General features: G+C 50.8%; 21 protein-coding genes and 3 pseudogenes. 10 read left to right on the top strand and 14 right to left on the bottom strand.

Annotation, left to right across the window (positions count from 1 at the left end; all coding sequences use genetic code 11):
- The first annotated feature begins 130 nt into the window (after positions 1-130).
- The 3 genes from ACGHM3_RS12285 to aguB all read left to right on the top strand — a co-directional run bounded on the left by ACGHM3_RS12285 (position 131) and on the right by aguB (position 2,550).
- Complete coding sequence (locus ACGHM3_RS12285; RefSeq protein ID WP_345426590.1) at positions 131-997, top strand: helix-turn-helix transcriptional regulator; 867 nt, start codon at positions 131-133, stop codon at positions 995-997.
- Positions 998-1,256: 259 nt separating this feature from the next.
- Complete coding sequence (locus ACGHM3_RS12280; RefSeq protein ID WP_345426588.1) at positions 1,257-1,661, top strand: agmatine deiminase family protein; 405 nt, start codon at positions 1,257-1,259, stop codon at positions 1,659-1,661.
- Positions 1,662-1,668: 7 nt separating this feature from the next.
- Positions 1,669-2,550 (top strand): N-carbamoylputrescine amidase, encoded by an 882-nt coding sequence (gene aguB / locus ACGHM3_RS12275; RefSeq protein WP_390518161.1) that lies wholly within the window; start codon positions 1,669-1,671, stop codon positions 2,548-2,550.
- A gap of 127 nt (positions 2,551-2,677) precedes the next feature.
- Here aguB and ACGHM3_RS12270 read toward each other — a convergent pair.
- A pseudogene (locus ACGHM3_RS12270) lies at positions 2,678-2,863 on the bottom strand (transposase); the annotation flags it as partial.
- 590 nt (positions 2,864-3,453) lie between these two features.
- Between ACGHM3_RS12270 and ACGHM3_RS12265 the strand changes: the two are divergent.
- Together ACGHM3_RS12265 and ACGHM3_RS12260 are read left to right on the top strand one after the other, a co-directional pair.
- Complete coding sequence (locus tag ACGHM3_RS12265) at positions 3,454-4,338, top strand: site-specific integrase (protein WP_345426586.1); 885 nt, start codon at positions 3,454-3,456, stop codon at positions 4,336-4,338.
- 10 nt (positions 4,339-4,348) lie between these two features.
- Positions 4,349-4,630, top strand: a pseudogene (locus ACGHM3_RS12260) (transposase zinc-binding domain-containing protein); the annotation flags it as partial.
- 191 nt (positions 4,631-4,821) lie between these two features.
- Here the strand turns inward: ACGHM3_RS12260 and istB are convergent.
- Together istB and istA are read right to left on the bottom strand one after the other, a co-directional pair.
- Positions 4,822-5,586, bottom strand: a complete 765-nt coding sequence (istB, locus tag ACGHM3_RS12255; RefSeq protein WP_390517726.1) for an IS21-like element helper ATPase IstB — start codon at positions 5,584-5,586, stop codon at positions 4,822-4,824.
- Positions 5,583-7,070, bottom strand: a complete 1,488-nt coding sequence (gene istA / locus ACGHM3_RS12250) for an IS21 family transposase (protein WP_390517725.1) — start codon at positions 7,068-7,070, stop codon at positions 5,583-5,585. The genes istB and istA overlap by 4 nt, the downstream gene beginning before the upstream one ends.
- Before the next feature lie 139 nt (positions 7,071-7,209).
- On the opposite strand from istA, the gene ACGHM3_RS12245 reads away from it, so the two are divergent.
- From ACGHM3_RS12245 to ACGHM3_RS12235, 3 genes are read left to right on the top strand one after another with little or no spacing between them, the layout of a single operon-like run.
- The gene (locus ACGHM3_RS12245; RefSeq protein WP_345428413.1) at positions 7,210-8,451 is read left to right on the top strand and encodes a tyrosine-type recombinase/integrase; all 1,242 of its coding nucleotides are present in this window, start codon (positions 7,210-7,212) and stop codon (positions 8,449-8,451) included.
- Positions 8,448-9,371, top strand: coding sequence for a tyrosine-type recombinase/integrase (locus ACGHM3_RS12240; RefSeq protein WP_345428410.1), 924 nt, complete (start codon positions 8,448-8,450; stop codon positions 9,369-9,371). The genes ACGHM3_RS12245 and ACGHM3_RS12240 overlap by 4 nt, the downstream gene beginning before the upstream one ends.
- Before the next feature lie 10 nt (positions 9,372-9,381).
- Positions 9,382-10,389, top strand: coding sequence for a tyrosine-type recombinase/integrase (locus ACGHM3_RS12235; protein ID WP_345428408.1), 1,008 nt, complete (start codon positions 9,382-9,384; stop codon positions 10,387-10,389).
- Positions 10,390-10,479: 90 nt separating this feature from the next.
- Here the strand turns inward: ACGHM3_RS12235 and ACGHM3_RS12230 are convergent.
- From ACGHM3_RS12230 to ACGHM3_RS12210, 5 genes and pseudogenes are all read right to left on the bottom strand, one after another.
- A pseudogene (locus ACGHM3_RS12230) lies at positions 10,480-10,761 on the bottom strand (transposase zinc-binding domain-containing protein); the annotation flags it as partial.
- A gap of 10 nt (positions 10,762-10,771) precedes the next feature.
- Positions 10,772-11,656, bottom strand: coding sequence for a tyrosine-type recombinase/integrase (locus ACGHM3_RS12225; protein WP_345428406.1), 885 nt, complete (start codon positions 11,654-11,656; stop codon positions 10,772-10,774).
- A 327-nt stretch (positions 11,657-11,983) separates the two neighbouring features.
- On the bottom strand, positions 11,984-12,646 hold the full coding sequence (locus ACGHM3_RS12220; protein ID WP_345428404.1) for an RES family NAD+ phosphorylase: 663 nt from the start codon (positions 12,644-12,646) through the stop codon (positions 11,984-11,986).
- Positions 12,646-13,233, bottom strand: coding sequence for a hypothetical protein (locus tag ACGHM3_RS12215; RefSeq protein WP_345428401.1), 588 nt, complete (start codon positions 13,231-13,233; stop codon positions 12,646-12,648). Before ACGHM3_RS12215 ends, ACGHM3_RS12220 begins: the two co-directional genes overlap by 1 nt.
- Before the next feature lie 401 nt (positions 13,234-13,634).
- The gene (locus ACGHM3_RS12210) at positions 13,635-13,931 is read right to left on the bottom strand and encodes an arylsulfatase regulator (protein WP_233710335.1); all 297 of its coding nucleotides are present in this window, start codon (positions 13,929-13,931) and stop codon (positions 13,635-13,637) included.
- A 261-nt stretch (positions 13,932-14,192) separates the two neighbouring features.
- On the opposite strand from ACGHM3_RS12210, the gene ACGHM3_RS12205 reads away from it, so the two are divergent.
- The gene (locus tag ACGHM3_RS12205) at positions 14,193-17,198 is read left to right on the top strand and encodes a Tn3 family transposase (protein ID WP_345428394.1); all 3,006 of its coding nucleotides are present in this window, start codon (positions 14,193-14,195) and stop codon (positions 17,196-17,198) included.
- 221 nt (positions 17,199-17,419) lie between these two features.
- Here the strand turns inward: ACGHM3_RS12205 and ACGHM3_RS12200 are convergent, their stop codons facing one another.
- From ACGHM3_RS12200 to ACGHM3_RS12175, 6 genes are all read right to left on the bottom strand, one after another.
- Entirely contained in the window at positions 17,420-18,364 is a 945-nt protein-coding gene (locus ACGHM3_RS12200) for a sugar-binding domain-containing protein (protein ID WP_345428391.1), read from the bottom strand.
- Between the two features lie 22 nt (positions 18,365-18,386).
- Complete coding sequence (uxuA, locus tag ACGHM3_RS12195; protein ID WP_345428388.1) at positions 18,387-19,562, bottom strand: mannonate dehydratase; 1,176 nt, start codon at positions 19,560-19,562, stop codon at positions 18,387-18,389.
- 24 nt (positions 19,563-19,586) lie between these two features.
- Positions 19,587-21,083 (bottom strand): mannitol dehydrogenase family protein, encoded by a 1,497-nt coding sequence (locus tag ACGHM3_RS12190; protein ID WP_345428385.1) that lies wholly within the window; start codon positions 21,081-21,083, stop codon positions 19,587-19,589.
- Positions 21,084-21,388: 305 nt separating this feature from the next.
- Positions 21,389-22,078, bottom strand: coding sequence for a FadR/GntR family transcriptional regulator (locus ACGHM3_RS12185; protein WP_345428383.1), 690 nt, complete (start codon positions 22,076-22,078; stop codon positions 21,389-21,391).
- Between the two features lie 137 nt (positions 22,079-22,215).
- Positions 22,216-23,598 carry an ATP-binding protein gene (locus ACGHM3_RS12180; RefSeq protein ID WP_345428381.1) on the bottom strand — a complete coding sequence of 461 codons (1,383 nt, stop codon included), beginning with the start codon at positions 23,596-23,598 and terminating at the stop codon, positions 22,216-22,218.
- A gap of 20 nt (positions 23,599-23,618) precedes the next feature.
- Positions 23,619-24,281, bottom strand: a complete 663-nt coding sequence (locus tag ACGHM3_RS12175; protein WP_345428378.1) for a response regulator transcription factor — start codon at positions 24,279-24,281, stop codon at positions 23,619-23,621.
- Positions 24,282-24,497: 216 nt separating this feature from the next.
- On the opposite strand from ACGHM3_RS12175, the gene ACGHM3_RS12170 reads away from it, so the two are divergent.
- Positions 24,498-25,115 (top strand): gluconate 2-dehydrogenase subunit 3 family protein, encoded by a 618-nt coding sequence (locus ACGHM3_RS12170; RefSeq protein ID WP_345428376.1) that lies wholly within the window; start codon positions 24,498-24,500, stop codon positions 25,113-25,115.
- Positions 25,116-25,120: the final 5 nt, after the last annotated feature.

Here is a 25,120-nt window from a genome sequence, read left to right as displayed (position 1 = left end):
ACTCAGATTACAGCGGAGGAGTGGGGAATGGATATACATAGAAATGTGTACACGGGTATCGGCAAGCGATAACATGACGAATACAGGATTAGTGTAACGGAGTTAAGAAAACAATGAAGAAAACGGCCATATGGCAGATATAGTAGATCCTAAGAGCGATAGCTTCCACAGCTGGAATCGGGCCATTAGCGCAATCATGGCCAATTTACACGATGAATCCCTACCGGCTCACCTACTTGAAGCCCTGAGAACAATAGTGCCTATTGATATCATTATCATAGAAATTCTCTGTAGGAATAACAAGACCGTCATACACTACGATAACGTAGAGCAGGAACGGCACAAGATCATCATTGAAGACTATCTGAATGGCCCCTACCTGCTAAATCCGTTTTATCAAGCCTTTATGGATAATGTACAACCGGGAGGCTACCTCCTCGAAGAACTGGCTCCCGATGACTTTTTAAATAGCGAGTATTTTAAACAATACTATCATGCCTCCGATGGTGGTTCTGAATTTGGCTACCTCTTTTCTGTAACCCCTGAAATTGGAGTCTGTATTGGCATAAGTCGATCCACATGGAACCCTGACTTCAGTGCTGAAGAGGTCAACAAGCTCCGCGCCATGGAACCGGTGGTACGAACCAGTTTTTTAAGCTATTGGGAAGCAATTAAAGGCCTAGACACCAGCGATCAGACTTCAACATCAGACTTACATCAACAAATAGCATCTGCGGTTGAAAACTTTGGCACATCGGTACTAACCGCCAGGGAGTGCCAAATCGCACAGTTAATTCTTCGCGGCCACTCATCAAAATCTACAGCAGAGAAGCTGGACATAACAGCAGCAACAGTCAACACCCATCGACACAAGATTTATGAAAAGCTCGATGTTACTTCACAGGCAGAGCTCTTTTCTGTTTTTATCGATGCGCTTAGTTGTTCTGGTGAGTCTAATTTTTCCGACCCATTGGAAGCGTATCACAAGCTCAAGTAGAACCCTTGCTTGAAATATCGATCTCCTTTTTAAACACTACCTTAGCGGGCTTTATATTATGGATCCGTCACTCCACAGCTAACCCACAAGAACTCTAATCACCTTAGCTCTCCCCATATCTAACCGCCCTCTCCCGCCTGCCCCTTAAAACTATATTGGGCATCTCCACATTTTTATCTATATTGCTCGCCCCCCCGTCGTAGTAGCATATTTCCCACTGAACCACGAAGTACCCCTCTAGTTTCAAAAGACAGAGACAATGACTAAAACATTAAAGATGACGCCGAAGCAGGCTGGATTTTACGTCCCCGGCACCTCCGCCCCCCAAAAGCAGTGCAGGATGATCTGGCCAGCACAGAGTGATGTCTGCGGGAGCAAAGAAGAACACGCGTCCGTCGACCGCGACGAATCGACCATGGAGCGACAGCCCGGAGAGAGAATCGCCGCCACCTATGCCAACTACTACATTGGTAATGAAGCTGTATTTGTTCCCTTGTATGAAGACCCGAGTGACGACATAGCGCTGGCGCGCCATTCAGGATCAATTCCCACATTACAACATCATCAGGGTACTTGGTTGTCGAGACATACTCCTGGGCGGGGCAGTATCGGTTGCATCACGCAAGCACAGTTTTCTAAAAATCCTATAAATATCGAGAGGTAGCAACATTATGAAAAAGATTAACCTTGCAATTACGCAAATGAGCTGCAGCTGGGATCGCCAGAAAAACATCGACAACGCGGTTGAATTGGTTTACGAAGCCGCCGCACAGGGTGCCAATATAGTCTTGCTGCAGGAACTGTTTGAAACGCCCTACTTTTGCAAAGACCTCAACGACAAGTATTTTGAACTGGCTACAAGCGTTGAGGAAAATCCAGCGGTATTGCAGCTTAAAACCATTGCCAAAGAACTTGAGATTGTAATACCTGTGAGCATCTTCGAACGCGCCAACAATGCGTTCTTCAACACGCTGGTGATGATCGATGCCGACGGTGAAATACTCGGAAAATACCGCAAAACCCATATCCCAGACTCCTTTGGCTATACTGAAAAGTACTATTTCAGCCCCGGCGATACCGGAATTAGCGTGTGGGACACCAAATTCTGCCGGGTGGCGGTACCAGTCTGCTGGGATCAATGGTTTCCGGAAACCGCACGCATTGCCACCTTAAAAGGGGCGGAATTAATACTCTACCCCACCGCTATCGGCTCAGAGCCCAATAGCACCGATACCAAGGCCCTGCGCCACTGGCAACGCACCCAACAGGGACACTCGGCGGCCAATGTCATCCCGGTGGCAGCCTCCAACCGCATCGGGTGTGAAACCGGCGAGAGCTGTCATATGCGCTTCTACGGTTCCTCTTTTATTACCGACCATCTGGGTGAAATTGTGGTTGAAGCCTCGGAGGATGAACGCCAGGTACTGGTCAGTGAAATCGATCTCGGCGAGGCACAACGTTATCGCGACCTGTGGAACCTGTTCCGCGATCGTCGACCCGAACTATACCAACCATTAATGACGTTGGACGGTGAGCAGAGCCATAAACGCTAGCGATTGACATCAAGGAAGATGATTCATCTTGGTAGCATTTCCCATATTCCCCCATGGATGGGGGCGGGAGTACCAAAACGTCATTAAAATAATGACGTATAAAGAGAGCAGTCATCAACAGCATATGGATATAATCTTTCATCGCATACCCTTCGACCAGCTCTACCCCTTGCTGGCGACATAATTCCCGTAAAATACCTCCGATATCCGTCCTCTGAGTTCCGTAGATCGACTTTTTACGATACTTCGGCACAAATACAACGTGATATTTGCAATAATGTCTAACGTGAGCTTGGCTTTGCCAGTCGCTCATAATTGCCTCCTATAGAACTTGCCGGTTCAAAGGAGGCCATTTTCTACTCTGCACGCCGCTTCGGCAGAGCCTACTCGTGTCTCACCGCCAGAGGCGATGGTTTACCAAGATTTAATTATTTTGCAACAGCCAACTTATAAACCACTTGCATCAGCGATGTTATCTACCGGTTTAATGCTCGGCACTGGATCCACCATGGCCGAATGTTTCGCCATTGAAGAGGTCGAGGTAGCTCCCACCGTCTGCGAGTTTGACCCCACAAGCCGACTCATGCCGTTCGTTCCCCTCAAGTAACACCGCCTCTACGGCTGCCTCCAATCAAACTCCTGCCGCAAGAATATTCATGAGTAGAGCAACACAGAAATTACCGTATATTGGCTGGAAGCTGTCGATCCCAATCAATCGAAATCAAAGAATTTATCGTTATCCTGTAAGACCGGTATGTGGAATTGGACTAAACCGCTATCGCGGTAATAGGCGGCACGTTCAGTAGCCGCGCACAACCAAACATCACATCGACTACAGGATGGGGCTGTCCTGTGCTGAACTTAAGGGTGCACACCTCCTAACCTCAACACAGGAGCAACCCCATGACTCAGTCTACCAGAACAATCAGCCCCTTGCGTCAACGCATGATCGACGATATGACGATGCGTAAATTAACTCCCAAGACCCAAACCGGGTACATCCGCGCCGTTAAGCGCCTGGCATGCTATTTGGGCCATTCACCCCATAGCGCCACAGCGGAAGACTTACGGCTCTATCAGTTACATTTGGTTGAGAGCGGCACTTCCAGTATCAGTATCAATGCCGCGATCGCGGGACTGCGGTTTTTTTTCAACGTCACGGTCGGGGACCCCGAGGTGGCCGCCAAGCTTGCCACGGTCTCAACACCGCGAACCCTGCCGGTGGTACTCAGCGCGGAGGAGGTCGCACGTCTGCTTGAGGCTGCTGCCAACGCCAAGGTTCAAGCGGCGCTGTCGGTGGCCTACGGCGCGGGCTTGCGCGCCAGCGAAGTGCTTCACCTGAAGGTCAGCGATATTGATAGCACCCGTATGATCCTGCATGTCGAGCAGGGCAAAGGCAGCAGGGACCGCAACGCCATGCTGTCGCCGGCGTTGCTCGGTATCCTGCGCGATTGGTGGCGGATCGCTCACGCCAAGCACTGGATGCTCGACGGCGGCTGGCTGTTCCCGGGACAAAACCCGATCAACCCGCTCTCCTCGCGTCAGCTCAATCGCGCCTGTCACGCCGCCGCCACCGCGGCAGGGATCAGCAAACGTGTGTCCCTGCATACGTTGCGGCACAGCTTTGCCACACACCTGCTCGAGCAGGGGGTGGATATTCGTATCATTCAGGTCGCACTCGGGCACAAGAAGCTCGAGACCACCGCGCTCTACTCTCAGGTGGCCACCCGCACCTTGCGTGATACCAAGAGCCCCCTGGATGCGTTGACTCTGGCACCACTGCACTAACGCACCGGCCATGTCACGCGCAACCCTCGAGGTTGCGGATATTTTCCGCGACCGCGGATCGCTGTGGCGGCAACAACGGGCCGGGCACCTCAGCCTCGGCCAGCTCAAGGCCATGTCGGCCATTGAGCACTGTCGCCGTGCCGAGCTCGGCGGCCATGTGCTGCGCTGCCGTGCGTGCGCGCACACCCAGGTGGCCTATAACTCGTGTCGCAACCGTCATTGCCCGAAGTGCCAGGCGACGGCCGCCAAGCGCTGGCTCGCCGCCCGCCAGGCCGATCTGTTGCCCGTCGAGTTATGTGGCATTTTCAGTTATGTGTTATCCGGATGATTCAATCGTTAATTTGGGCTACTTTTGGTGTTTTGTATGATTTTTAATGCAACATAATTATCTGGATAATTGAGCCTCCCATTCTCCATTCAGGAGGTTCGATATGTGTTAGACGTCAACTATCTTGTCCGGCCCGCGACAACTATGATGGCCGGTTAGGTGCTTTTACTTTTACTGCTTTTTGCTTGTGCTAACTGGTGCTGCTTTCGATAGCTTTCCCCCTCAAGTTCGATAATTGTCGCGTGGTGTATTAGCCGATCGACAGCTGCCACTGTCATCATGCTGTCGGGGAAGATCTGATCCCATTCACTGAAGGGCTGGTTGGCGGTGATGATCAGGCTGCCACTTTCGTAACGATGGGCGATAAACTCAAACAGCACATGTGTTTCAGCATCGGTTTTCTTCACATAGCCAATGTCGTCAATGATGATGACCCGGTATTTATCCAGTCGGGTCACTGCCGTCATCAGGTCAAGATCCCGCTTGGCTTGCTGCAAGAGCTGAACCAGTGCGATGGCCGGAAACAGCTTGCAGCGCACTCCTTGCTCAACAAGCCGGTGACCCAAAGCGTTGGCTATGTGGGTTTTGCCGGTACCACTGGGGCCAATCAGCAGGACGTTATCCGCGTTGTGCGCCCAGTCTGTATCTTGTTGCAGTTTGGCCAGTACCGCTTGATTGGGTCTGCTCAAGCTGCTGTTATCCAAGGCTGTGAAGGTTTTACTGGTTGCGAGCCTGGCTTCGCGTATCCATTTTTGAGTCCTGCGCTGATAACGATCAGATAGCTCGTACTCACATAGAGCCGCCAGGTAGTCGGTGTGGGACCAGCTTTTCTCCACAGCCGTGTCCCACAGCGACTGGTAGTGCCGAACAAAGGCCGGCAGCTTCAGCTCTTTTAATAGCAGGGCGACTGAATCGCTCACAACACCACCTCCTGCGCCAGATCTAGCAGCCGGCTATCGCCCGTTATCGTTGACAGCAGCTCGTCATAGCTAATCAGCTCATGCTGGGTGGAGGTGGCTTGCAAGGTGGGTTGATGGCTGGTGAGGTAGCGGGCCTGAAGCTCCGTAATTGTCGCGAACTTGCCGGCTTTAGCGTGAACCAACAAGTCCTGCCCTAGCGCCTGCTCATCATCGTATTCATAGGCTAGCCTGAGTACGGTGACGATCCACTTACAGGCCTCGCGAGCCTCCAGCTGCTGATCGGCATGACGCCAAAGCTGGCGGTAGTTGTCGTCGGGCAAGAGATCATCGCGCAGCTGAGAGTAGCGGAACGCCTGAGGTTTGGACGCCAGTGAGCGGATGACGTGCTTGTAATTGATACAGCGGGCACGGCTCTCTCCTGGCTTAGGGTAGATACGTGGTAGCGTTAGTGCCTGCTGCTGCCCGATGTGCAACACCAGCTGGTCATGATGCAGCCTGACCTGAACGCGCTCACCGATTAGCCGCGAGGGCACGGTGTAGACCACGCGCCGGACCTCTATGGTCGAAGAGCGTGTGACTTTGATATTCAGCGTTTGGTAATCGGCGGCCTCATGACTAGGTAAGGGCTGTAAGGCCTGCTGCTCTTCAGTAAAACGCGAGTGAGAGCGGCGATTGAGTTTGGATGCCACCTGATCAATGAACGCTTGGTAGGCCTCAATGCTGTCAAAGTCATGGTGCCCGCGCAGCTTCAGTTGCTGCGACAGGCGACGTTTTAGCGACCCGTTGGCGCACTCAACCACACCGTTTTCATGTGACTGCCCCAGGTTATTGCGGGTGGGCTGCATCCGATAGTGTGCACATAACTCGCCATAGGCGTCGGTCCAGACATTTTGTCGATTGTTGCGTGCTGCACTTAAGCTGTCGGTGCGGTGCTCAATCGGGCTGCCACCGGCCTGTTGCAAGGCTCGCTGTAGCCCGCAAGCAAGAGCAGCATAGCTTTCTCCACCCTGCACCACGGTAACCGAGCGCCAACCGCTGTAGGCCAGGCGGAACTGATACAGCAGGTGTTTTAAGGGCGTCCCTTGGATAGTGATCGGGCTGTCAGGGTGAGTGAAGTCAGAGAAACCCTGCTGTGCAATGGCCGCCTGCTGGCGGAAGATAACATCCTGATCGGGGCCATTCAGTGCTTTCCATTGTTTGACCCGTCGCTGCAAGGTACGCAGAACACGCTGGTCGTAATGTTCCGGGTAATGCTCTTCCAGATATTCCAATAAGGTCGTGCCGGTCAGTGACGGCTCCCGCTCAAGCAATACCTCCAGTTCGGTACTCCATACCGCGTTAAGCGGGTCTTCGCGTGTGCGCCAATCTCTCTGGGTTTGAATGCGAGGTGCGCCTGATTTTTCGATGCGTCGTCCAGAGCGGACGGAAATTCCTGCCTTAGCGGCCGCCACTTCCTGGCTGGCGCCGTCTTGTCGATGCTGCATGTACAGCTCCTCTTGTCGGTTGGTTATGTGTTGACCCGGCACTCTGTGCTCCAAAGTGGAAAACAAAGTACCTATTGTCACACCCAACCGGCCAAGATAGTTGTCGTCAACCGGTCACCCTAATTGTCGCCGAACAGATATGTTTGATCAACTATTTAACTGTCCAGCAGCAGTTACCCGGCACAGCTCTGCACCCCTTCTCGAACAGCGGCTCCAATTTCTTCGCCATTGCCAAAAAAACGGTACCCCTCGCAGTACGCTTCGTCGCAAAGCGCGGGAGCTACTCGTAATTACTAACGAACTTAAATTGCAAACAGATGGTCTGATTCGTGCCGAGGAAATAGAGCTGGCCGCTCACAAGTGGGCCTATCGTGAGCCAGCTCACTTTAAACTCAGGGATGCACAAAAAACAAAAGCACACTTTATATCAATTGCCAAGCAGTGGCTTGGCTTTATGAATCGATTGCGCCCAGCGCCTGAACCTTTATATGTCCCCTTTATTGAGGCATTTGCTGACTATATGTATCGTGATCGTGGTCTGTCCGACATGACGATTCGCAGTGAATGCGGACACATCAGAGCGTTTCTGAGCCGGTATGCTGTAAACAACGATCTTTCATCAATCACTATTAAACAAATTGATGAGGCCATTGCTCGGAAAGGTTATCGCGATGGCTGTACTCGCAACAGCATTGGATTCTATGCAGCCTCGCTGCGCGCGTTCTTCCGTTACGTCGAAATGAATGGTTGGTGCTCACCAGGTCTGGCGGCAGCAATTATAGCTCCGCGCGTTTATCAACACGAGCTAGTCCCTTCAGGACCGCCATGGGGAGTGGTCCAGCAAATATTGGCTAGCTGTAGCGGAGACCGTCCGGTCTGTATTCGCGATCGGGCGATATTGATGTTATTTGCAATTTATGGGCTTCGATCAGGAGAAGTACAACGACTGCGATTGGAAGACTTGGATTGGGATCAGGAGCGTATTAACATTGTTCGTCCCAAACCGCGCACAACTCAGCAATATCCGCTGATACGCCCTGTCGGTGAAGCGATTCTCCGGTATCTGAAGGAAGTGCGGTTGCAGCGACCATCTCGATATATTTTTCTAACCCTGAGAGCCCCTTATGGGCCACTGAGTGGATCCGCTTTGTGGAAAGTGGTAAGTGATCGTCTTCGACCATTAGGCGTCCCGATTCGCCATTACGGACCACATTCGATTCGCCACGCCTGTGCAACTCACCTTTTAGCGAATGGTCTTTCGATGAAAGAGATCGGCGATCATCTTGGACACAGGGATCCCGCCTCAACCAGTGTATACGCGAAGGTAGATATTGCAGGGTTGCGGGAAGTTGCTGAGTTTGATCTTGGAGGTCTCCTATGAAACTTCACGATCTAATTACCGAGTATGTTACCTTTCGAAAGTCATTGGGCCAAAAATTCACAAGCTGTGAGTATATACTTAAAGCGTTTGCTCGAACGACCGCAGCGAGCACTGATGCGCAGGATGTAGACCCAGATCAGGTTCTCTGTTTCTTGGGTAATCCAGCCACTTGCTACTGGCATCGTAAGTACCAGACCCTGGTTGGGTTCTACTATTACGCACTTAGCCGCGGGCACATTAGCTCATCTCCTCTACCAAAAGTCATTCCAAAACTTCCGCCGCGCTTTGTCCCCTACATCTATACTCACGACGAAGTCCGTCGTCTTTTGGACGCAACTACCTCTTTCCGAAAGACCCATGTCCTGTTGGAACCACACACGTTCCGAATCATTCTACTGTTGCTTTATGGTGCAGCGTTGCGAATCAGCGAAGCCCTTTCTCTGACGATGGCAGATGTCGACTTGGCTAATGGGTTACTAAATATTTGTGGAACTAAATTTTACAAGTCTAGGTTAGTCCCCATGTGTCATCACCTGACGGAAGCAGTGGATCGATATGCACAAGAACGGCGAAGTGCAGGGCACGAGGATATCCCGGAAGCCCCTTTTCTCGTTGGGCGCACAGGTCAAGCTTTGGCAATTCCTACTGTACAACAGGCTTTTCGAGATCTACGTACATATGCCGGTATCCTACGAACGGATGGGGCACGCTACCAGCCCCGTCTCCATGATTTACGTCATGCCGCGGCCGTAAATAGATTGATTGCTTGGTACAGGGCAGGCGCCGATGTGCAAAAACTGCTACCGAAACTGTCCATCTACCTCGGTCACGTGAATCTGAGTTCGACCCAAAAGTACCTGACGATGACACCTGAACTGTTGCATGAAGCCTCTATATGCTTCGAGCAGTATGCCTTATAAGGAGGCCGTGATGATTAACTCCGTTTTCTTGGGCCCTTGGATTCGTCGTTTTCTGTTGGAGCATGTCGTGGATGAATGCAACTTATCGCGAAACACCCAACACAGCTATCGGGACGCGATTACTTTACTTATACAATTCACTATCAGCAGGTTGCAGAAGCCGGTAGATTGTCTTGCGATCGTCGACCTGAGTGCCGAAATGGTGCGTTCATTCCTAAATAATTTGGAAGAAGAGCGAGGTTGTGCGGTTTCAACCCGCAATCAACGTCTGGCTGCGATCCACGCATTTGCCCGTTTTGTGGGACTTAACAGTCCGGAACACATTAGTTGGTCGGGTGAGATTCGGGGGGTACCTTTCAAAAAAGCAGCTAAATCACCAGTCATCTATTTGGAGAAGTCGGAAATGGATGCCCTTTTGGATGCTCCCAATATAAATACCGCTCAAGGGCAGAGAGACCATGCGATACTTTTGTTTCTTTACAATTCAGGTGCCCGTGCCGACGAAGTGGCACAGCTGTTAATCATGGATCTCAATTTAGCAGTGTGCGATCGAGATCACTCCTCAGCTCGACTGCGAGGTAAAGGAAACAAGTTACGACAGTGTCCACTCTGGGCGCAAACAGTACGGGAGCTCCGTATGCTGATTGATGGCCGTAAACCAACAGAACATGTGTTTCTTAATCGCTGCGGTAAACCCATAACTCGATTTGGTATTCATGGCCTTGTGAAGCGCTATGCCGCCAAAGCTAGCAAGCACGTTCCCTCAATCACTGATAAACATGTAAGTCCCCACGTGGTTAGACACACCACAGCTTCACATCTACTGAGGGCTGGCGTCGATATAAATACTATCCGCGCATGGCTCGGTCACGTATCTCTCGCAACGACAAACATCTATGCCGAAGCTGATCTTGAGATGAAGGCTAAGGCACTGTCGTTGTGTGAGATAAAAGGTGCTGGAAGGGTTGGAGGTTGGGGAAGCGATGCGGGGTTAATGGCATTTTTACGTAGCCTGTAAGCAAAAAATTATGTGGTGTTCGAATTTAGGTTCACCATTGTGTCTGTTCGACTAACGTTCGAATAACACATAACGAAAAATGCCACATAACTCGACGGGAAGCAGATCGGCCTGACGTGCGGTAAGCCATCGCCGGGCTGCGACCGCTTGACACTTCGGGCAATGGCGATTGCGACAGGAGTTGTAGGCGATTTGGGTGTGCGCACAGTTACGGCAACACAACACGTGGCCACCGAGCGCCGCGCTACGACAGCGCTCAATCGCAGACATGACTTTGAGCTGGCCGAGACTGAGGTGCCCGGCCTGAAGCTCGCGCCACGCCGGTCCGCGGTCGCGGAAGATATCCGCAACCTCCAGGGTTGCTCGAGACATTACCGCTGCACTAGTGCAGCGGTGGCAGTGTCAGCGAATCCAGTGGGCTGTGGATATCACGCAAGGTGCGTGTAGCCACCTGACTGTACAAAGCCGTGGTCTCGAGCTTCTTATGCCCAAGTGCGACCTGGATGATACGAATATCCACCCCCTGTTCGAGCAGGTGCGTGGCAAAACTGTGACGCAGCGTGTGCATGGACACGCGTTTGTCAATTCCCGCCGCACTCGCGGCATCGTGACAGGCACGATTGAGTTGGCGGCAGGTAAGCGGGTTGATCGGGTTTTGTCCCGGGAACAACCAACCACCGTCGAGCATCCAGCGCTGCGCGTGGGCGATTCGCCACCAATCGCGCAGTATCGCCAGCAGGGCCGGCGAGAGCATGGCGTTGCGGTCTTTCTCGCCCTTGCCCTGCTCGACGTGCAGGAGCATGCGTTGGCTGTCGATATCACTGACTTTCAGATGAACAATTTCACTCGAGCGCAAGCCAGCGCCGTAGGCTACCGACAAGGCCGTTTTGTACTTGGCGTTGGCAGCCGCCGCTAACAAACGCGTCACCTCCTGTGCACTCAGCACCACGGGAATCTTGCGTGGCATCGACAGTTTGGTGAGTTTGCTGGTCACCTCAGCATGCCCGAGTGTCACATCGAAGAAAAAACGCAATCCGGTGATCGTCGCGTTGATCGTGGTGGTTGACGTGCCGTTTTCCACCAGTTGCAGCTGAAAACGCCGCAAATCCTCTGCTGTGGCACGATGGGGGGAACGCCCCAAAAAACGTGCCAGTTTCTTAACTGCACGAATGTAGCTAGTTTGGGTTTTAGGGTGTAATTTGCGCATTGTCATGTCTTGGATCATGCGCTCGCGCAGCGGGCTGATAGCTTTGCTAGACTGTTTCATGGGGCTGCTCCTGTGTTGGTTTAAGGACTTGGTCCTTCTTAAGCACAGCACAGAACAGCCCCGTTCTGTAGGTGGGTAGTGTGGTACTTGTGCGAAGCTACAGAGCGTAGTGTCCACTACCGCGTAAGCGGTTTAGTCCATTGGCTGTTCTCTGAAGTTGACCGCAGCAATGAAAATAGTCACGCTCTTTGATTTGAGAATTCCGCAAATCCCGCTTTAGCGGTCATTGCTCAACGAGAGTCATTGCTGGTTTCTCGCTCGCCAAAATGTCCGGTGACCACACCATAGCTGAAGAATAAGGCCTACCCTGCCAGGCATCATGCCGCCTTAAATCAATTCGTATCGAATTTTCTTCGCTGTCTCTGTGAGGATATTGGCCATGACAGGATCTTTCAGTTCACGGTGGAAGATCGGTCGCTTGGGAATCGCGCGCTGACCGCGCTCAAAAAGCGCGATCGCGGGTTCATTTCCATACATGGATGAGCAGTAGAGAATGCCGTCTACTTTCGGATAGGCCAAATAGAGTTGCTGCGCCCAGCGTCTCGCCCGGGGCCTTTGTCCTGAGTGAATGGCCGTGGAGGCGCCAATGGCTGTCGCAAAGGTGCCGCGAAGACTCAGCAGCGTCAATGAGTCCCTCAGTTCAAAGCCCGCGAGGATGGGGTCGCGTGAATAGCGGTCAATAATGCGTGTTGCCTGAAACACTTCTGCCAGGCAGGTCGGGATGGATTCGCTGCCGGCAGCCAGGTACATAACGCCCCTCTCTTGTACCTGGGGAAGCCCATCATCATCTGGCAAGTGATGGTCAAAACGACTGGCGGAAGGACCGTAGTGCCTAAAGGCATCCCATGTGCTGGGATAATCTCCAGCGGCGAAAAAAAGGCGGGCGACCGTAGTGCCAGCCGCCAGCGTTTGGGTTTCTACGGGAATTTCGCGCAATGCCTCGATACCCGGCGGCTCGGGGAACTTAGCTTTAGAACTATGTGGGGGCATCAAAGCTCCCTAGCCAACAGTTTCACTGACTCCGGCGAATGTCCAGTCAGCAACCAGTCCCGCGGGCTGAGGGCCCGCCCCAGCGTATCCGATTCGAGATCCGGACTGACTGTCAGAAAGAAACGCTGTACGGCCACCGGGTGCGCCTCTCTGCTGATCACCTCAAGCACGGATTCCAGACCGGGTAGAGTGCTACCATCAGCAAATTGAAATTGGGGGCAGACCCGACCTGAGGGGCCATCGATAGCATAGAGCGAACCACTATCAAGCCGTTGTCGAATACGGCTGGTGCTCACGCTCAGGCGGGCGGCCACTTCCTGCTGGCTATGGGCGGTAGCCACCATCTGGGCGTATTCCCCAGCGATAATGGTCACATTCGCTGAGGCAGCGTCTTTATTGGCGCCCCCTACCCCGATGGCGCCGCCTTGGCGTAAAAAGGTCTCTTCTTGCTCTGACAGGGCATTGGGCATCAGCGGCACCGTGTAAATCGGGTGTGCACGCAGGAAAGCCGCCGCCGCGGAGGCAAGCGTTTCAATATTGTTGATGCCCGCATCCTGGAGAGTACGCAGGTCCTGTTCCGCCAGCATGATTAACGCCCTCTTCGTATGTTAGTCATAGTTAATAATAGGCCAAATGCGACAGCACTGCAACCGCATGGGGGGAGACAAAAGCCAAATATTGAATATTAACTCAAGACTGTACGCCGGAGGCTCAGGATCACCGGTGTGCAACCCGGACTGAGCAAAGACACACAGCGCGTATCGCGCTGATACCCCAATCCACCTCTGCGATACCCGGCAGACGGCATTTAGCGGTCTCGAAGCGGCAATACCGTGGGCCCGGAGCCGACACTAGCGGTTCAGTTGATAGACATCCTAGACGAAGCACCACTGATCCCTGAACTGCAGACGGTAGCCTCACCTCCCTGGCAGATCAATAAACAACCAGGTTTGGTCAGCTCCCTGTGAAGGGTTTACCGACATCACGATCAATGGTCTCGCGGGACTTCAATAGCACCTGTTGATATACCTTGTGCAATCGATTCGAGAAGTTTTCCAAATCGATGGAAGCCTGGATACTGCTGACTCAGGTAATCCATTTGCAGGCGAGTGGCACTGTCCATGATGATTTTAAAGGCCGCCATGTAATCATAAACCGTTGTCAACAGTTGTTCGTTACCCGAGTCGGTCTCCGGAAACTTACACACGTGCTCGTCGATGAGCTTGGCCAAATGCCGTTGTTCCGCCGTAAGTTGCTCCATTGTCAGTTCCAGTCTCCTCGTCATGGTGAGTAGCCAGTGTTACACAAATCGGATCAACCTGTTTAATATTGCCAGCCGCCTAACCAGGACATTGCCATTGCGCATGATATCGTTTAGCGTTGCGTGGCTTTTTATTCTTATCGTGAATCCTCAGATTGTCAATAAGCTGCAACTCCTTGTGTGGCAGAGCATCATTTGTCGCTCATTATCTGAACACAAACAAAAAGCCTTAGACGATTATGCTCCTCAATACAAAAATTAGACTTATGGGTTACTGATCACAGCATGCCTGTCGAATTCCTCACCAAAGACCAGAAGAAATCCTACGGTAAATATAACGGCTCCCCGTCGAAGACGCAGTTGGCTCACTACTTTTTCCTCGACGATAATGATCTTGAAATTATTCAACAGCGTCGCAAAAAAGCTAATCAATTGGGCTATGCATTGCAACTGTGTACACTGCGTTTTCTCGGTACCAACGTTAATAACTTGAATGTGATTCCATTAAGGGCCGTCCATTATGTGGCTTCTCAACTGCAAATCAAGGACATTTCAGTCCGACATCATTACACAAAAGCAGCGAAGCAAGAACATCTCCGACAGATAAAGGAGATCTACGGTTACACCGAGTTTAGCGACCCCTCATCCAATTTTCGCCTCCTTCGCTGGCTTTATGCTCGAGCGTGGGTCGGAGACGAAAGACCCAGCATTTTATTTGATATGGCCACGCGCCAATTGGTGGCAGCAAAGACCATTCTACCTGGCGTCACCACACTCAGCCGACTGATTTCCACAGTGCGCCAGCGAGCCTTTTCCCGCATGGGCAACAAAATCAACAATTTGCTCAGTGATAAGGATCGCAACAACCTCGACTCACTGACCGTACCAGGGCCGACAGAGCACACCAGCGTGTTAGACTATCTTCGCTCCCCTGTGGACAACGTCAACAGCACATCGATTCTGGCAGTTCTTCAACGGCTGTCGATGGTAAGGGAGTTGGCTGTAAATTCGATTGACCTGTCCAGCTTGCCAAGTAATCGCGTCCTGAACCTCGCTAAACGTACGATGAAAGCGCATGCGATCAATATCAGAAGGATGACCGCGGCCCAGCGACCCGCCTTTCTGGTGGCTTTTGCGCAATACATGGAAGTGAAGCTGATTGACGATAGCCTCGATCTCTTCGAGGCCTTCATTGCGGATATTCAAAGACAAGCAAGACTTCAGGCGCAAAAACACCGCTTGAGAACATTGAAAGACCTGGATGAGGCGGCGTTGTTACTCGCCCAGGCTTGCGATGTGCTTTTAGATGGTGGTGTTGAGGCCCATGATCTGAGGGGTAAGGCATTCAGCCTTGTATCTAGCAAGAAAATCGGTGCAGCGATTGAAACGGTGAGATCCTTGGCGCGTCCGAGAGGTGATCAATATCAAACAGAGTGGATAGCGCAATACAACCGCATAAAACGATTTTTACCCAGGCTTATGCAGGCGATAGATTTTCACAGCACTAATGATGGAACCCCGATTCTTAACGCAATCAAGCAGCTGGTGGAACATGGTTTTGAGGGCAATGATTCGACAAAGTCATCGTTTAAACCAGTGCTATCTTTGATTTCCAAAAACTGGAAGAAGCACATTGTCAAGGAGGGCGAGGTTGATAAAAGCGCTTACTGTGTTTACCTCACAAAGTTGTTTCGAGACAACTTGCAAAGGCGTGAAATATACGTAAAACCAAGCGAGCGGTGGGGGAATCCAAGATTGCGCTTACTCCGGGGACACGAATGGCAACAGCTTAAGCCCAGTATTTGCCGTGCGCTCAACCTCAGTGAAGACCCTGCGCCCAAAGTCCAGGAACTTGTCGACACCGTCAATCAAAGCTATCTGGATTTCCTAGCGAATTTACCTGAAAATCCGAGCGTCAGATTTGAGACCAAAAATAGTAAACCGCATATTATTCTGACACCCCTTGAAAAGCAGGATGAACGAGAAAGCCTGGAGCTTTTAAGGGAACGAGTCAAGGCGTTGATGCCTTATGTTGACTTGCCTGAGATTCTGCTGGAAATCCACTGCCAGACAGGTTTTGCCGATGAGTTTTTTCATATCAGCGAAGAAAGTAGCCGTGTCTCTGATCTGCCCATCAGTATCTGTGCTGTCTTACTCGCAGAGGCCTGTAATATAGGAATAGAACCTCTGATAAAGCCAGGTCACCCTGCGTTGAGTCGCCGTCGACTAACATGGGTGAAAAAGAACTATCTCCGCGCAGAAACAATTGCCAAAGCCAATGCTGTTCTTGTCGAATACCACGCTGATCTGCCGTTAGTAAGACTGTGGGGTGGCGGCGAGATAGCTTCAGCGGATGGGTTGCGATTTATTGCCCCCTCTCATACGGCCTACACGCGTTACAATAAAAAGTACTTTCACTCCAAACCCGGTGTGACCTACTACAATTTTCTGACCGATCAATACGCGGGATTTCACGGGCTCCTGATACCCGGGACGGAAAGAGACTCAATCTATTTGCTTGCAGGTTTGCTAGAGCAACAAACGGCTCTTGATCCGAAGGAAGTGATGACAGATACGGCCGGTACCAGTGACATCGTTTTTGGGCTTTTTTGGCTGTTAGGTTACCAATTCAGTCCTCGCATAGCGGATATCGGTTCAATGCGGTTCTGGCGGTTTGACAAAGAAGTTGACTACGGCGTGATGAATGCCCACTCCAAAAATTACATGAAGCAAGAACGTATTTCCAACCACTGGGAGGATATGCTACGCATCGCGGGTTCGCTCAGAACCGGAAAGATTGGTGCCGTGGAACTCATAAAGACGCTACTGAGCTCGAAGCGACCTTCAGCGCTGGCCAAAGCCATCGCCGAAGTTGGCAAGGCCAATAAAACGATACATGGCCTTCGTTATCTACGTGATAAGAAGTACCGTCGCATCATTCTTAGCCAGCTTAATCGGGGCGAGAGTCGCCATACATTGGCGAGAACCATCTTCTACGGCCGACGAGGGGAACTGCGTCGCCCTTACAAGGAGGGGCAAGAAGATCAATTAGGGGCACTGGGTTTGGTGCTCAATATCGTGGTGTTATGGAATACCTTGTATATTGAGGCCGTACTGCAATATCTGAAAGCCAATGGCCACAAAATAAACCGCGAGGATGTCGCCCAATTGTCGCCTTTAGGTCAAGAGCATCTTCATGTACTTGGCCGGTACTCATTTGACATCGACCCTAATGTTGAAGCGGGGGGATTGAGACCCATTCGAGTAACTGAAGATGACGAATTTCCCTGAGTAATTAAACCGGATGCAACGGTGTCAGGCACCTCATCTCCTTTCCGAGCTTGAATTGATGAAGGACAATAAGTAGGCTTACGCCAATAGCTCAGCGCCTGCCCTTTCACTACAAGCATGCAAGCTACGCCACCGCTGGGTCATTTCCCTGCCCATACCGCCCTGATCAACAAATATACTGAATCACTGTAATCAATTGATATTAAAGGGGTATTTTTCCCTTAACTAAGGTTTCCGTACCGTTGATGGCCAACCCCCTCTACGCCAAGCTTTTTAATACCTAGCTCAATAGATTGATTGGCTATATTATCACCGGCCAGCTGCACCCAGCCTTGGATGGTATTGGATTCTCTGTCTGCCAGGTAGATGTGGTAATTCTCAATAAACGTATTGTCTACCGTGACCAGCCCAACATCGCCAATAATGCCGCCGTATTTCCAGAAATCACTGGTGCGCATGGTTGGAATGGTGGTTTCATCAAGGTGCGCGTCAACTCGGGCAATGATGATGTTGTTGCCGGATTTAACATAGGGCGTTATGTCAAAGTTAAACGAGGTATAACCACCGATATGGCGGCCGACCAGCTCGTCGTTTACGAACACATCGGTGGTGTAGTTGGCTGCACCAAAGTGTATAAAGTAACGTTTGTCTTCTTTGGGCTCTAGTGATACGTCTTTTTGATACAAAATTCGGCTGCGGTATCGGTCTAGGTCAAGTCTTTGGCTATTCCAATCCCCCGGTACTGCTAGGGTGTCAGAGTCATCAAAGCTTGCCTCCAGCAAGCGATGTTGAAATTCGGCTACACCAGCGCCACTGGAGAAATAATCGTGCTTAGTGATCACCCTCCAAGCCATACCAGCTTCATCAATAACGATATTCCATTCACCGTTGAGCGATTGATAATCTCGCCCGGTGACATTAGTCAGTAAGGGGCTGGTATCCGGATAGGCGGTATCCGGTTCGCCTTTGAAAAAGTCCATCGGCGTGGATTCTTTCTTCTCGGCATTATTCTCGACTTTTGTCTCGGCTTTTGGCTCTCCTTTCTCAGCCAGTGCTGGCAAGCCTTGTAACATCACTATGGCCGTCACCATAGCCTGAACACATGCCAATATACTCACTTTTCTACCGATCATGCGCTGCTTCGCTTTTTGTTTATTATTGTTCATGGAGAATCCCTAATTTACAGTGTTATTTTCTTACAGCCTCTAGCGCATGCAGTGCACCCCGTAACTCTGCTAGAGATTTCATTCTACCGGCGTAGGAATAGCCAGGATTAGTGCCGGGTTGGTCGAGTTCATCGGCAAGCAGATGTCCGTGGTCTGGTCGCATAGGAATAACGGCACCGCCCTCTTTCGATCTACGGTCTTCCTCGTCCAATAACGCGCTCATAATGCCGATCATATCGTTGTCACCATCGAGGTGTTCCGATTCGTAAAACGAGCCGTCCTCTTCTCGTTTGACGTTGCGCAAATGCACAAAGTAGATTCGATCACTGAACCGTCGAATCATCCTCACAAGGTCGTTATCGCCCCGAGCGCCGTAGGAACCCGCGCACATGGTCAGCCCATTGCTTTTGCTGGGCGCCGCCGCCAAAAGAGCCGCAGCATCATCTTCGGTTGATACAACCCGAGGCAAGCCAAACAGTGAAAACGGCGGATCGTCTGGGTGAATACACAATTCGATACCCGCTTGCTCTGCCGTGGGGACGACATCGCGCAAAAATTGAAATAGATTCTCTCGGTACTGTGCTTCGCCTAGTGCGATAAACTCTTCAATAGCAGCACGGATGTCTTCTCGATTATAAGAGCCCTCGCCGCCGGGCAAGCCAGCAATGATATTTTTCTCGAGCAGCGATTTTTCTTCGTCGGTCATGACCACAAAGCGTTTGGCGGCGTTATCGAGCTGTAAATCGGTGTAGGACTCTTCTGCGTTTTTGCGCTTTAGAATGTAGACGTCATAGGCGACAAAATCGCTCATTTCGAATCGTAGCGCTCGAGCGTCATTATTCAACCGGTAATCCAAATTGGTTCTGGTCCAATCCACTACCGGCATAAAGTTATAGCAAACCGTTTTGACGCCACATTGCCCAAGGTTGATTAGAGACTGGCAATAGTTTTCCAGTAATTCCTTAAAGTTACCCTTACGCAATTTAATGTCGTTGTGTAAGGGCAAGTTTTCAACCACAGCCCAGTTAAGGCCGTCTTCTTCAATAAGGTCTTTGCGAGCCTGAATATCGGCCACCTGCCAACACTCACCCACGGCTACCTCATGCAGTGAGGTTACGATACCCGTAGCGCCAGCCTGGGCGATTTTCTTTAAAGAAATTGGGTCTTTGGGGCCAAACCACCGCCATGTTTCTTGCATGTTTATTCCCTGTTCTGTTCATTGTTAATCTATGGTGCCGAGCAATGCGTGAATGGCGGCAATAGCGCCCTGCTCATTTAAAATGCGATATTGGTGGTTAACTTGCTGTACTAATCCAGGGGCGCGCTGACTTAAATTGCCGAAAATAGCTTGGCAGGTCATCACCGCATCTACGGTGCTCTGGTCGGCTTTTAGGTCACCGCTGGAGCCAGGCACTTCTAGCAAGGTCTTAAGCTGTTTAGCCATCGGGTCCATCACTTCAAAGCTATCGCCGTTAATGCGTTTACCTTGCAGATAGGTGATCCAGCCGGCGATCAATAAGGCAAATAGTTGTGTATCGCGGCCATTTTGCAGCAGCAGTGTTAGTGTCTCCAACCAACGCTGGGGTATCTTTTGCGAACCATCCATTGCAATTTGGTAGGTTTGGTGCTGTAACGCAGGGTTTTTAAATCGCTCTATCAGTTGCGATTTGTAACCTTCTATATCGAAAGAAGTTGGCGCGCCCAATACGCTTTGAGCTTCAGTCATATAACGCTGAATTAGCGCCAAGAATACAGACTGATTAACTACCTGATGAACAAAGTCAAAGCCGTTAACATAGCCAAAATAGGCGATTAACGAATGGCTGCCATTCAGTAAGCGCAGTTTTATTTTTTCGTAGGCGGAAACATCCTGGGTTAGTAGCACGCCTACAGCAGCGTAATCCGGCACTGGCTGTGCGAATTGATTTTGCACAACCCACTGAGAAAAAGGCTCGCAGCTCACCACGCCTTTGTCTACTACACCGAGTCGTTCGCGCACACAGGTGAGGTCTGCGTCGGTGGTGGCGGGCACAATTCTGTCCACCATGGAACAAGGAAAGGTTACGTGTTTGTCGATCCATTCGCTAAGCTTTGGATCAATAATGCGCGCCAATTCACTCACCACGCAACGGAGCACATGGCCATTGTTGGGAAGGTTATCGCAACTGAGCACAGTGATGCCCGGGAAGCCCTGCTCATAACGCTGCTTAAGCCCGGCCACAATAAACCCAACCGCTGATACCGGCCGCTGCAGATTGTTAGTGATGTCTTGCTGGATTTCTGGATGATCGATTAGCAAGGTGCCGGTGGCAGGATTATGGCAATACCCTTTTTCGGTAATGGTCAGCGATACTAAACCGGTGTGCTGGTCGGCGATGGCTTGAATAACCGCATCCGGATCCTCCGGCGCAACGACGACATCAATTACCGAGCCTATAATTCGAAATTGATTCTCGGCTCCCTTTTCCAACTGAGTGTACAAACCGCCCTGCGGCAGAAGCTGTTTAGCAACACTATCGGATCGTAAGCTAACGCCGACTATTCCCCAGTCGCCGCCTTGTTTGTTGAGCAGATCATCTAAATACACTGCTTGGTGGGCGCGATGAAATGCGCCGATGCCCAGATGCACAATCCTTGGTTTAAGTTTCTGCCGATCATAGCTAGGCACATCAACGCCGGCAGGCAACTCGCCTAGCAACTCGGGGGAAAGTCTTGTCATAAAATCCGCTCAAATATGTGCTCAGGCCGCCAACCGTAGCGCAGCGCACTAGGGCCGATGGCAACCGATGAAGCCTTTCACTAGCTGGCTAGGTGGCCTTACCAATTTACGGGTAGTTTATCGCCTGCCTGAAATGTGTCAAGCATACGCGGCTTTAATGAAGTTTACGTTTCGGCTGAGGTAGCGCCATCCGGCCGGCCACCGGAGTTGGTACTGGAGTATGGCGTTAGTTTGCCTTTGCGGTCGCTGTGATGAGTTACTGTGAAGGGATACGGTGAGGGTTGCTGCGCGGAAATACTCGGCGGCTAGTGATCTAGCAGTGTTTTACTGTCTTTCAAAGCGGCATTTAAGTGCTGCTGCATGGCACTGCGTGCAGCCTCGGACTCTTTTGCGGCGATCGCGGTGAATACTGCCTTGTGTTGATCCAGCGACGGGTGAACACCGGCGTCCCTGGCTCTTTGATGAAACACCGTACTGAGCTCTGAGTTCATACGCATTTGCCACAACCAATCCACCACCGCTGCCAGGGCACTGTTGCCCGATGCATCGGCGATGATGGAATGGAAGCGTTTGTCGGCAGCCTCAGAAACACTGCTAGCAGATTGCTCGCACTCCATATCGGCTAGTGCCTTGGCCAGGTCGTCGAGCTGGGCGGGCTTAGCATTATCAGCTGCAAGGGCCGCCAATTCTGGCTCGATAAGGCGCCGGGCTTCTAATATTTCATAGGCGCCTGGGCCGACATCCTGGATGGATCGCTTTGGCTGAGTGCCCAACACATAAATACCGGAACCGGTTCTTATCTCGACTAGGCCTGCGATCTCTAGAGCAATCATCGCCTCGCGGATAGTGGGACGGCTTACGCCAAATTGATCGGACAAATCCCGCTCGGAAGGCAATCTCTGGCCAACGTCGACCTCACCGTTTTTGATGAGATTTTCGATTTGGCTGGCGACTTCCAGATAAAGCCGGCGCACCTTTACGGCTTCGATCCTCATAGCGACACTCTATTATCAAGATATGGACTGGTTTGAATGCCCGCATTGTACCCACACGAGGCTTGGATGCCTATCCCTTGTCTTTCAGACTTTGCGTTGTGAGCCCTGAGCAGTAAGAGTTGAAGTGTTGCCTAAAGTTATACGTACATAGGCAATTCAATTAATGCAATAAACCGGGAGGCATCGTTATCCACTCTCACAGACATCTCACCGCCATGGAGCTTGGCAATACGATCAACAATCGATAAACCAAGCCCTACGCCCTGTTCACTGGTTGCTACAGGCCGATAAAACCGATCTTTCAATCGAGCTAAATCGGCGGTATCGATCGGTTTGCATTGGTTTACGATGGTCAGCTGAGCCGCGCTGTTTTGTTCTGCCACGTTTAGCACCAAGACGCTGTCCTTGGGTGAATATTTTATGGCGTTATCAATCAGATTACGGACCATAATCATCAGCCATTCTTGATTACCTAAAATCCACGTCTGTGGTAGTTCGTCAGGCACTTCCACAACCAGTGATTTTTCCATGGCCAGAGCGCCCAATTCAGCCAAAACCTCAATTACAAGCTGGCCCAAATCCTCTTTTGTTTTTTCAAATTGCTCGCCGTTATCCAGCCTTGAAAGCGTTAACAACTGAGAGACGGTTTCTACCGCGCGGGATACACGGGCATCAATATTGGCCAGTAACGCCCCGGTTTTTGAATCAGAGGTGGAACGCTGATGCCTCTGGACCTCCGCTTTGATGGCAGCCAGTGGGGTTTTAAGCTCGTGTGCTGCGTTGGCTGTAAATCGCTGTTCCCGCTCGATGGCGCTGGCGACCCGGCCTAACAACTCGTTTAACGACTGCACCACCGGTTGCATTTCACTGGGCACCGGGTTTACCTGCAGCGGTGTTAAATCCTGTGAATTACGCTGACTAATTTTAGCGGCCAATAGATTTAAAGGCTCTATTCCTTTACGAATACTGACCATAAGCACTAGCAATGACAGGGGCATAATAATGAAGATAGGTACAATGAAGCGTTCTGGTGTTAGCGATGCCAAGGCTTGCGCGTCTTCTAAATTAACCCCCACACCTATCCACAACCCAACAGGTTCGCTGTATTTGTACAGAACCCGCCACTGGGCTCCGTCAAGCGTAAGTTGTTTCAACCCTTCTTTATCCGGCTCAGGAAATGCCGGTGAAGAATCACCAATTACAACGTGGGAAGATGGAAACCAGAGATTAGTGGCTTGGCCCTCGTCGCTGGCACCCATCCTGCGAATACGCGAGATATCGCTATGGCGATTGATTAGCTCATTGGGTTCACGAGCAAAATAATGGGTAATTTCTGGGTTGGCTATAACTGTAGTTAGTGTGTGGACGGCCATATCCATATACTGATACAGCTGCTGATCTATTTGTTTTCTTATGATATTTTGCGCATAGATTGTCGTTAAAATTACGGCAATAACCCAAACCAATAGGGTTTGCCCCAGTAATATCAACGTTAGCCTGCGCCTTAGTGAAATTGCCATTGAGGGCTACTTCTCTTGCGCTACTTCGCTGAAGATACGCGGTAACCGACCCCGCGCATGGTTTCGATAAAATCCTTGCCAAACCGCTTGCGTAGCCGCGAGATATAAACCTCAACGGTATTGGATTCCACCTCCTCCTGCCAGCTAGAGCTAGTCTCCAGCAGGCGTGCTTTAGTAATAAAACGGTTTTTGTTACGCATTAACGCTTCTAAAATGGCGTATTCCTTGGCAGTTAAGTCTTCTACAACCTCGTTGTTAACCGATACCGTACGCGCGTTACAGTCCAAGGCCACCTCACCACAGATTAGCACTGGCCGCTTACTGCTATTACGGCGCAGCAAAGATCTAACACGAGCAAACAGCTCGTCCATATCAAACGGCTTGGTTAAGTAATCGTCTGCCCCCGCATCTAGGCCTGCAACCTTATCCTGGGAGGCATCCGCTGCGGTTAGCATTAAAACCGGAATATCCAGCCCGCGCGCACGAATATCTATGATTATGTCCACACCGCTGCGGCCCGGTAGGCGCTGATCGAGCATGGCTAGGTCGTAGGTTTCACCGATATGCGCCATGGGTAGTGACTTGCCATCCAAAAACCAATCCACAGAATAACCCTCCGCTTTAATAGAGGCCGCGAGAGATTCGCCCAACAGCTGATCATCTTCTACTAATAAAATACGCATAGCAGCTCCCCACAAAAAGATTGCCAGAGTGTAGCACCAATAACACTTGGCATTAACATCTGTTATTAAACCTGAGATGTACGGCTACAGACAAAACCTTCTGACTAGGCCCTAATACAATACCCACAGCCTTTAACTAGCTGTATTTAAGGTTAAATTCAGCTCCAACAATTAAAACGCTATAAGACAACAATTTAACTATAATAGGTATTCGGGATGAATCGCCGTGAATTTCTACAGTGCGCTGCAGTACTTACTGCGGGTACCGCCTTTTCCTCAAACCTTTTCGCCTTATCACAGAGCCAGCAAAATTTTTTGCAGGGCAAAACGTTTGTTAAGCAAAAGCCAACGCTGTATTCCAATGAACAACGCACACTGGTGGCCGATATTGCAGAAACCATCATTCCCAAAACGGATACCCCCGGAGCAACAGAGGCTGCCGTACCGACGTTTATCGAATTAATGGCACAGTATTGGCTAAATAGCGAAGAAAACGAAACTCTTGAAAAAGGTTTAATTATCGTCGATGACAAATCCAAGCAACATTACGGTAAAACATTCTCGGCCCTGACTGCCCAGCAAAAACAGGAATTATTGCAGCAACTGGAACAATCCGCCGCAGAGCACCCGTGGTATCAAAGGGGGAACGTTCGGCGGGCTTTTGTTAGTTCTGCGCCGTTTATCTGCATGATTAAAGAACTCACCGTTTGGGGCTATTTCACTTCTGAAATTGGCTGCAAACAAGCCCTTCGATACAACCCCATGCCAATGCATTTTGACGGAGAAGTAACTTTGCAAGATGGCGAAGCCGCCTGGGCTGAATTCCGTTTATAAGGCTA

This window comes from Halioxenophilus aromaticivorans, assembly GCF_042850945.1.
In the GTDB taxonomy this organism is placed as follows: Bacteria; Pseudomonadota; Gammaproteobacteria; order Pseudomonadales; family Cellvibrionaceae; genus Halioxenophilus; species Halioxenophilus aromaticivorans.
Note: the sequence above shows the minus strand (reverse complement) of the source record. Positions and strands in the feature narration are given on the sequence as shown.

Bases quoted from the DNA above. Each gene is read 5' to 3' on its own strand.
- ACGHM3_RS12285 (WP_345426590.1), top strand. From the start codon at position 131: ATGGCAGATATAGTAGATCCTAAGAGCGATAGCTTCCACAGCTGGAAT.
- ACGHM3_RS12280 (WP_345426588.1), top strand. From the start codon at position 1,257: ATGACTAAAACATTAAAGATGACGCCGAAGCAGGCTGGATTTTACGTC.
- aguB (WP_390518161.1), top strand. From the start codon at position 1,669: ATGAAAAAGATTAACCTTGCAATTACGCAAATGAGCTGCAGCTGGGAT.
- ACGHM3_RS12265 (WP_345426586.1), top strand. From the start codon at position 3,454: ATGACTCAGTCTACCAGAACAATCAGCCCCTTGCGTCAACGCATGATC.
- istA (WP_390517725.1), bottom strand. From the start codon at position 7,070: ATGCAGCATCGACAAGACGGCGCCAGCCAGGAAGTGGCGGCCGCTAAG.
- ACGHM3_RS12245 (WP_345428413.1), top strand. From the start codon at position 7,210: ATGTTTGATCAACTATTTAACTGTCCAGCAGCAGTTACCCGGCACAGC.
- ACGHM3_RS12240 (WP_345428410.1), top strand. From the start codon at position 8,448: ATGAAACTTCACGATCTAATTACCGAGTATGTTACCTTTCGAAAGTCA.
- ACGHM3_RS12235 (WP_345428408.1), top strand. From the start codon at position 9,382: ATGATTAACTCCGTTTTCTTGGGCCCTTGGATTCGTCGTTTTCTGTTG.
- ACGHM3_RS12225 (WP_345428406.1), bottom strand. From the start codon at position 11,656: ATGAAACAGTCTAGCAAAGCTATCAGCCCGCTGCGCGAGCGCATGATC.
- ACGHM3_RS12220 (WP_345428404.1), bottom strand. From the start codon at position 12,646: ATGCCCCCACATAGTTCTAAAGCTAAGTTCCCCGAGCCGCCGGGTATC.
- ACGHM3_RS12215 (WP_345428401.1), bottom strand. From the start codon at position 13,233: ATGCTGGCGGAACAGGACCTGCGTACTCTCCAGGATGCGGGCATCAAC.
- ACGHM3_RS12210 (WP_233710335.1), bottom strand. From the start codon at position 13,931: ATGACGAGGAGACTGGAACTGACAATGGAGCAACTTACGGCGGAACAA.
- ACGHM3_RS12205 (WP_345428394.1), top strand. From the start codon at position 14,193: ATGCCTGTCGAATTCCTCACCAAAGACCAGAAGAAATCCTACGGTAAA.
- ACGHM3_RS12200 (WP_345428391.1), bottom strand. From the start codon at position 18,364: ATGAACAATAATAAACAAAAAGCGAAGCAGCGCATGATCGGTAGAAAA.
- uxuA (WP_345428388.1), bottom strand. From the start codon at position 19,562: ATGCAAGAAACATGGCGGTGGTTTGGCCCCAAAGACCCAATTTCTTTA.
- ACGHM3_RS12190 (WP_345428385.1), bottom strand. From the start codon at position 21,083: ATGACAAGACTTTCCCCCGAGTTGCTAGGCGAGTTGCCTGCCGGCGTT.
- ACGHM3_RS12185 (WP_345428383.1), bottom strand. From the start codon at position 22,078: ATGAGGATCGAAGCCGTAAAGGTGCGCCGGCTTTATCTGGAAGTCGCC.
- ACGHM3_RS12180 (WP_345428381.1), bottom strand. From the start codon at position 23,598: ATGGCAATTTCACTAAGGCGCAGGCTAACGTTGATATTACTGGGGCAA.
- ACGHM3_RS12175 (WP_345428378.1), bottom strand. From the start codon at position 24,281: ATGCGTATTTTATTAGTAGAAGATGATCAGCTGTTGGGCGAATCTCTC.
- ACGHM3_RS12170 (WP_345428376.1), top strand. From the start codon at position 24,498: ATGAATCGCCGTGAATTTCTACAGTGCGCTGCAGTACTTACTGCGGGT.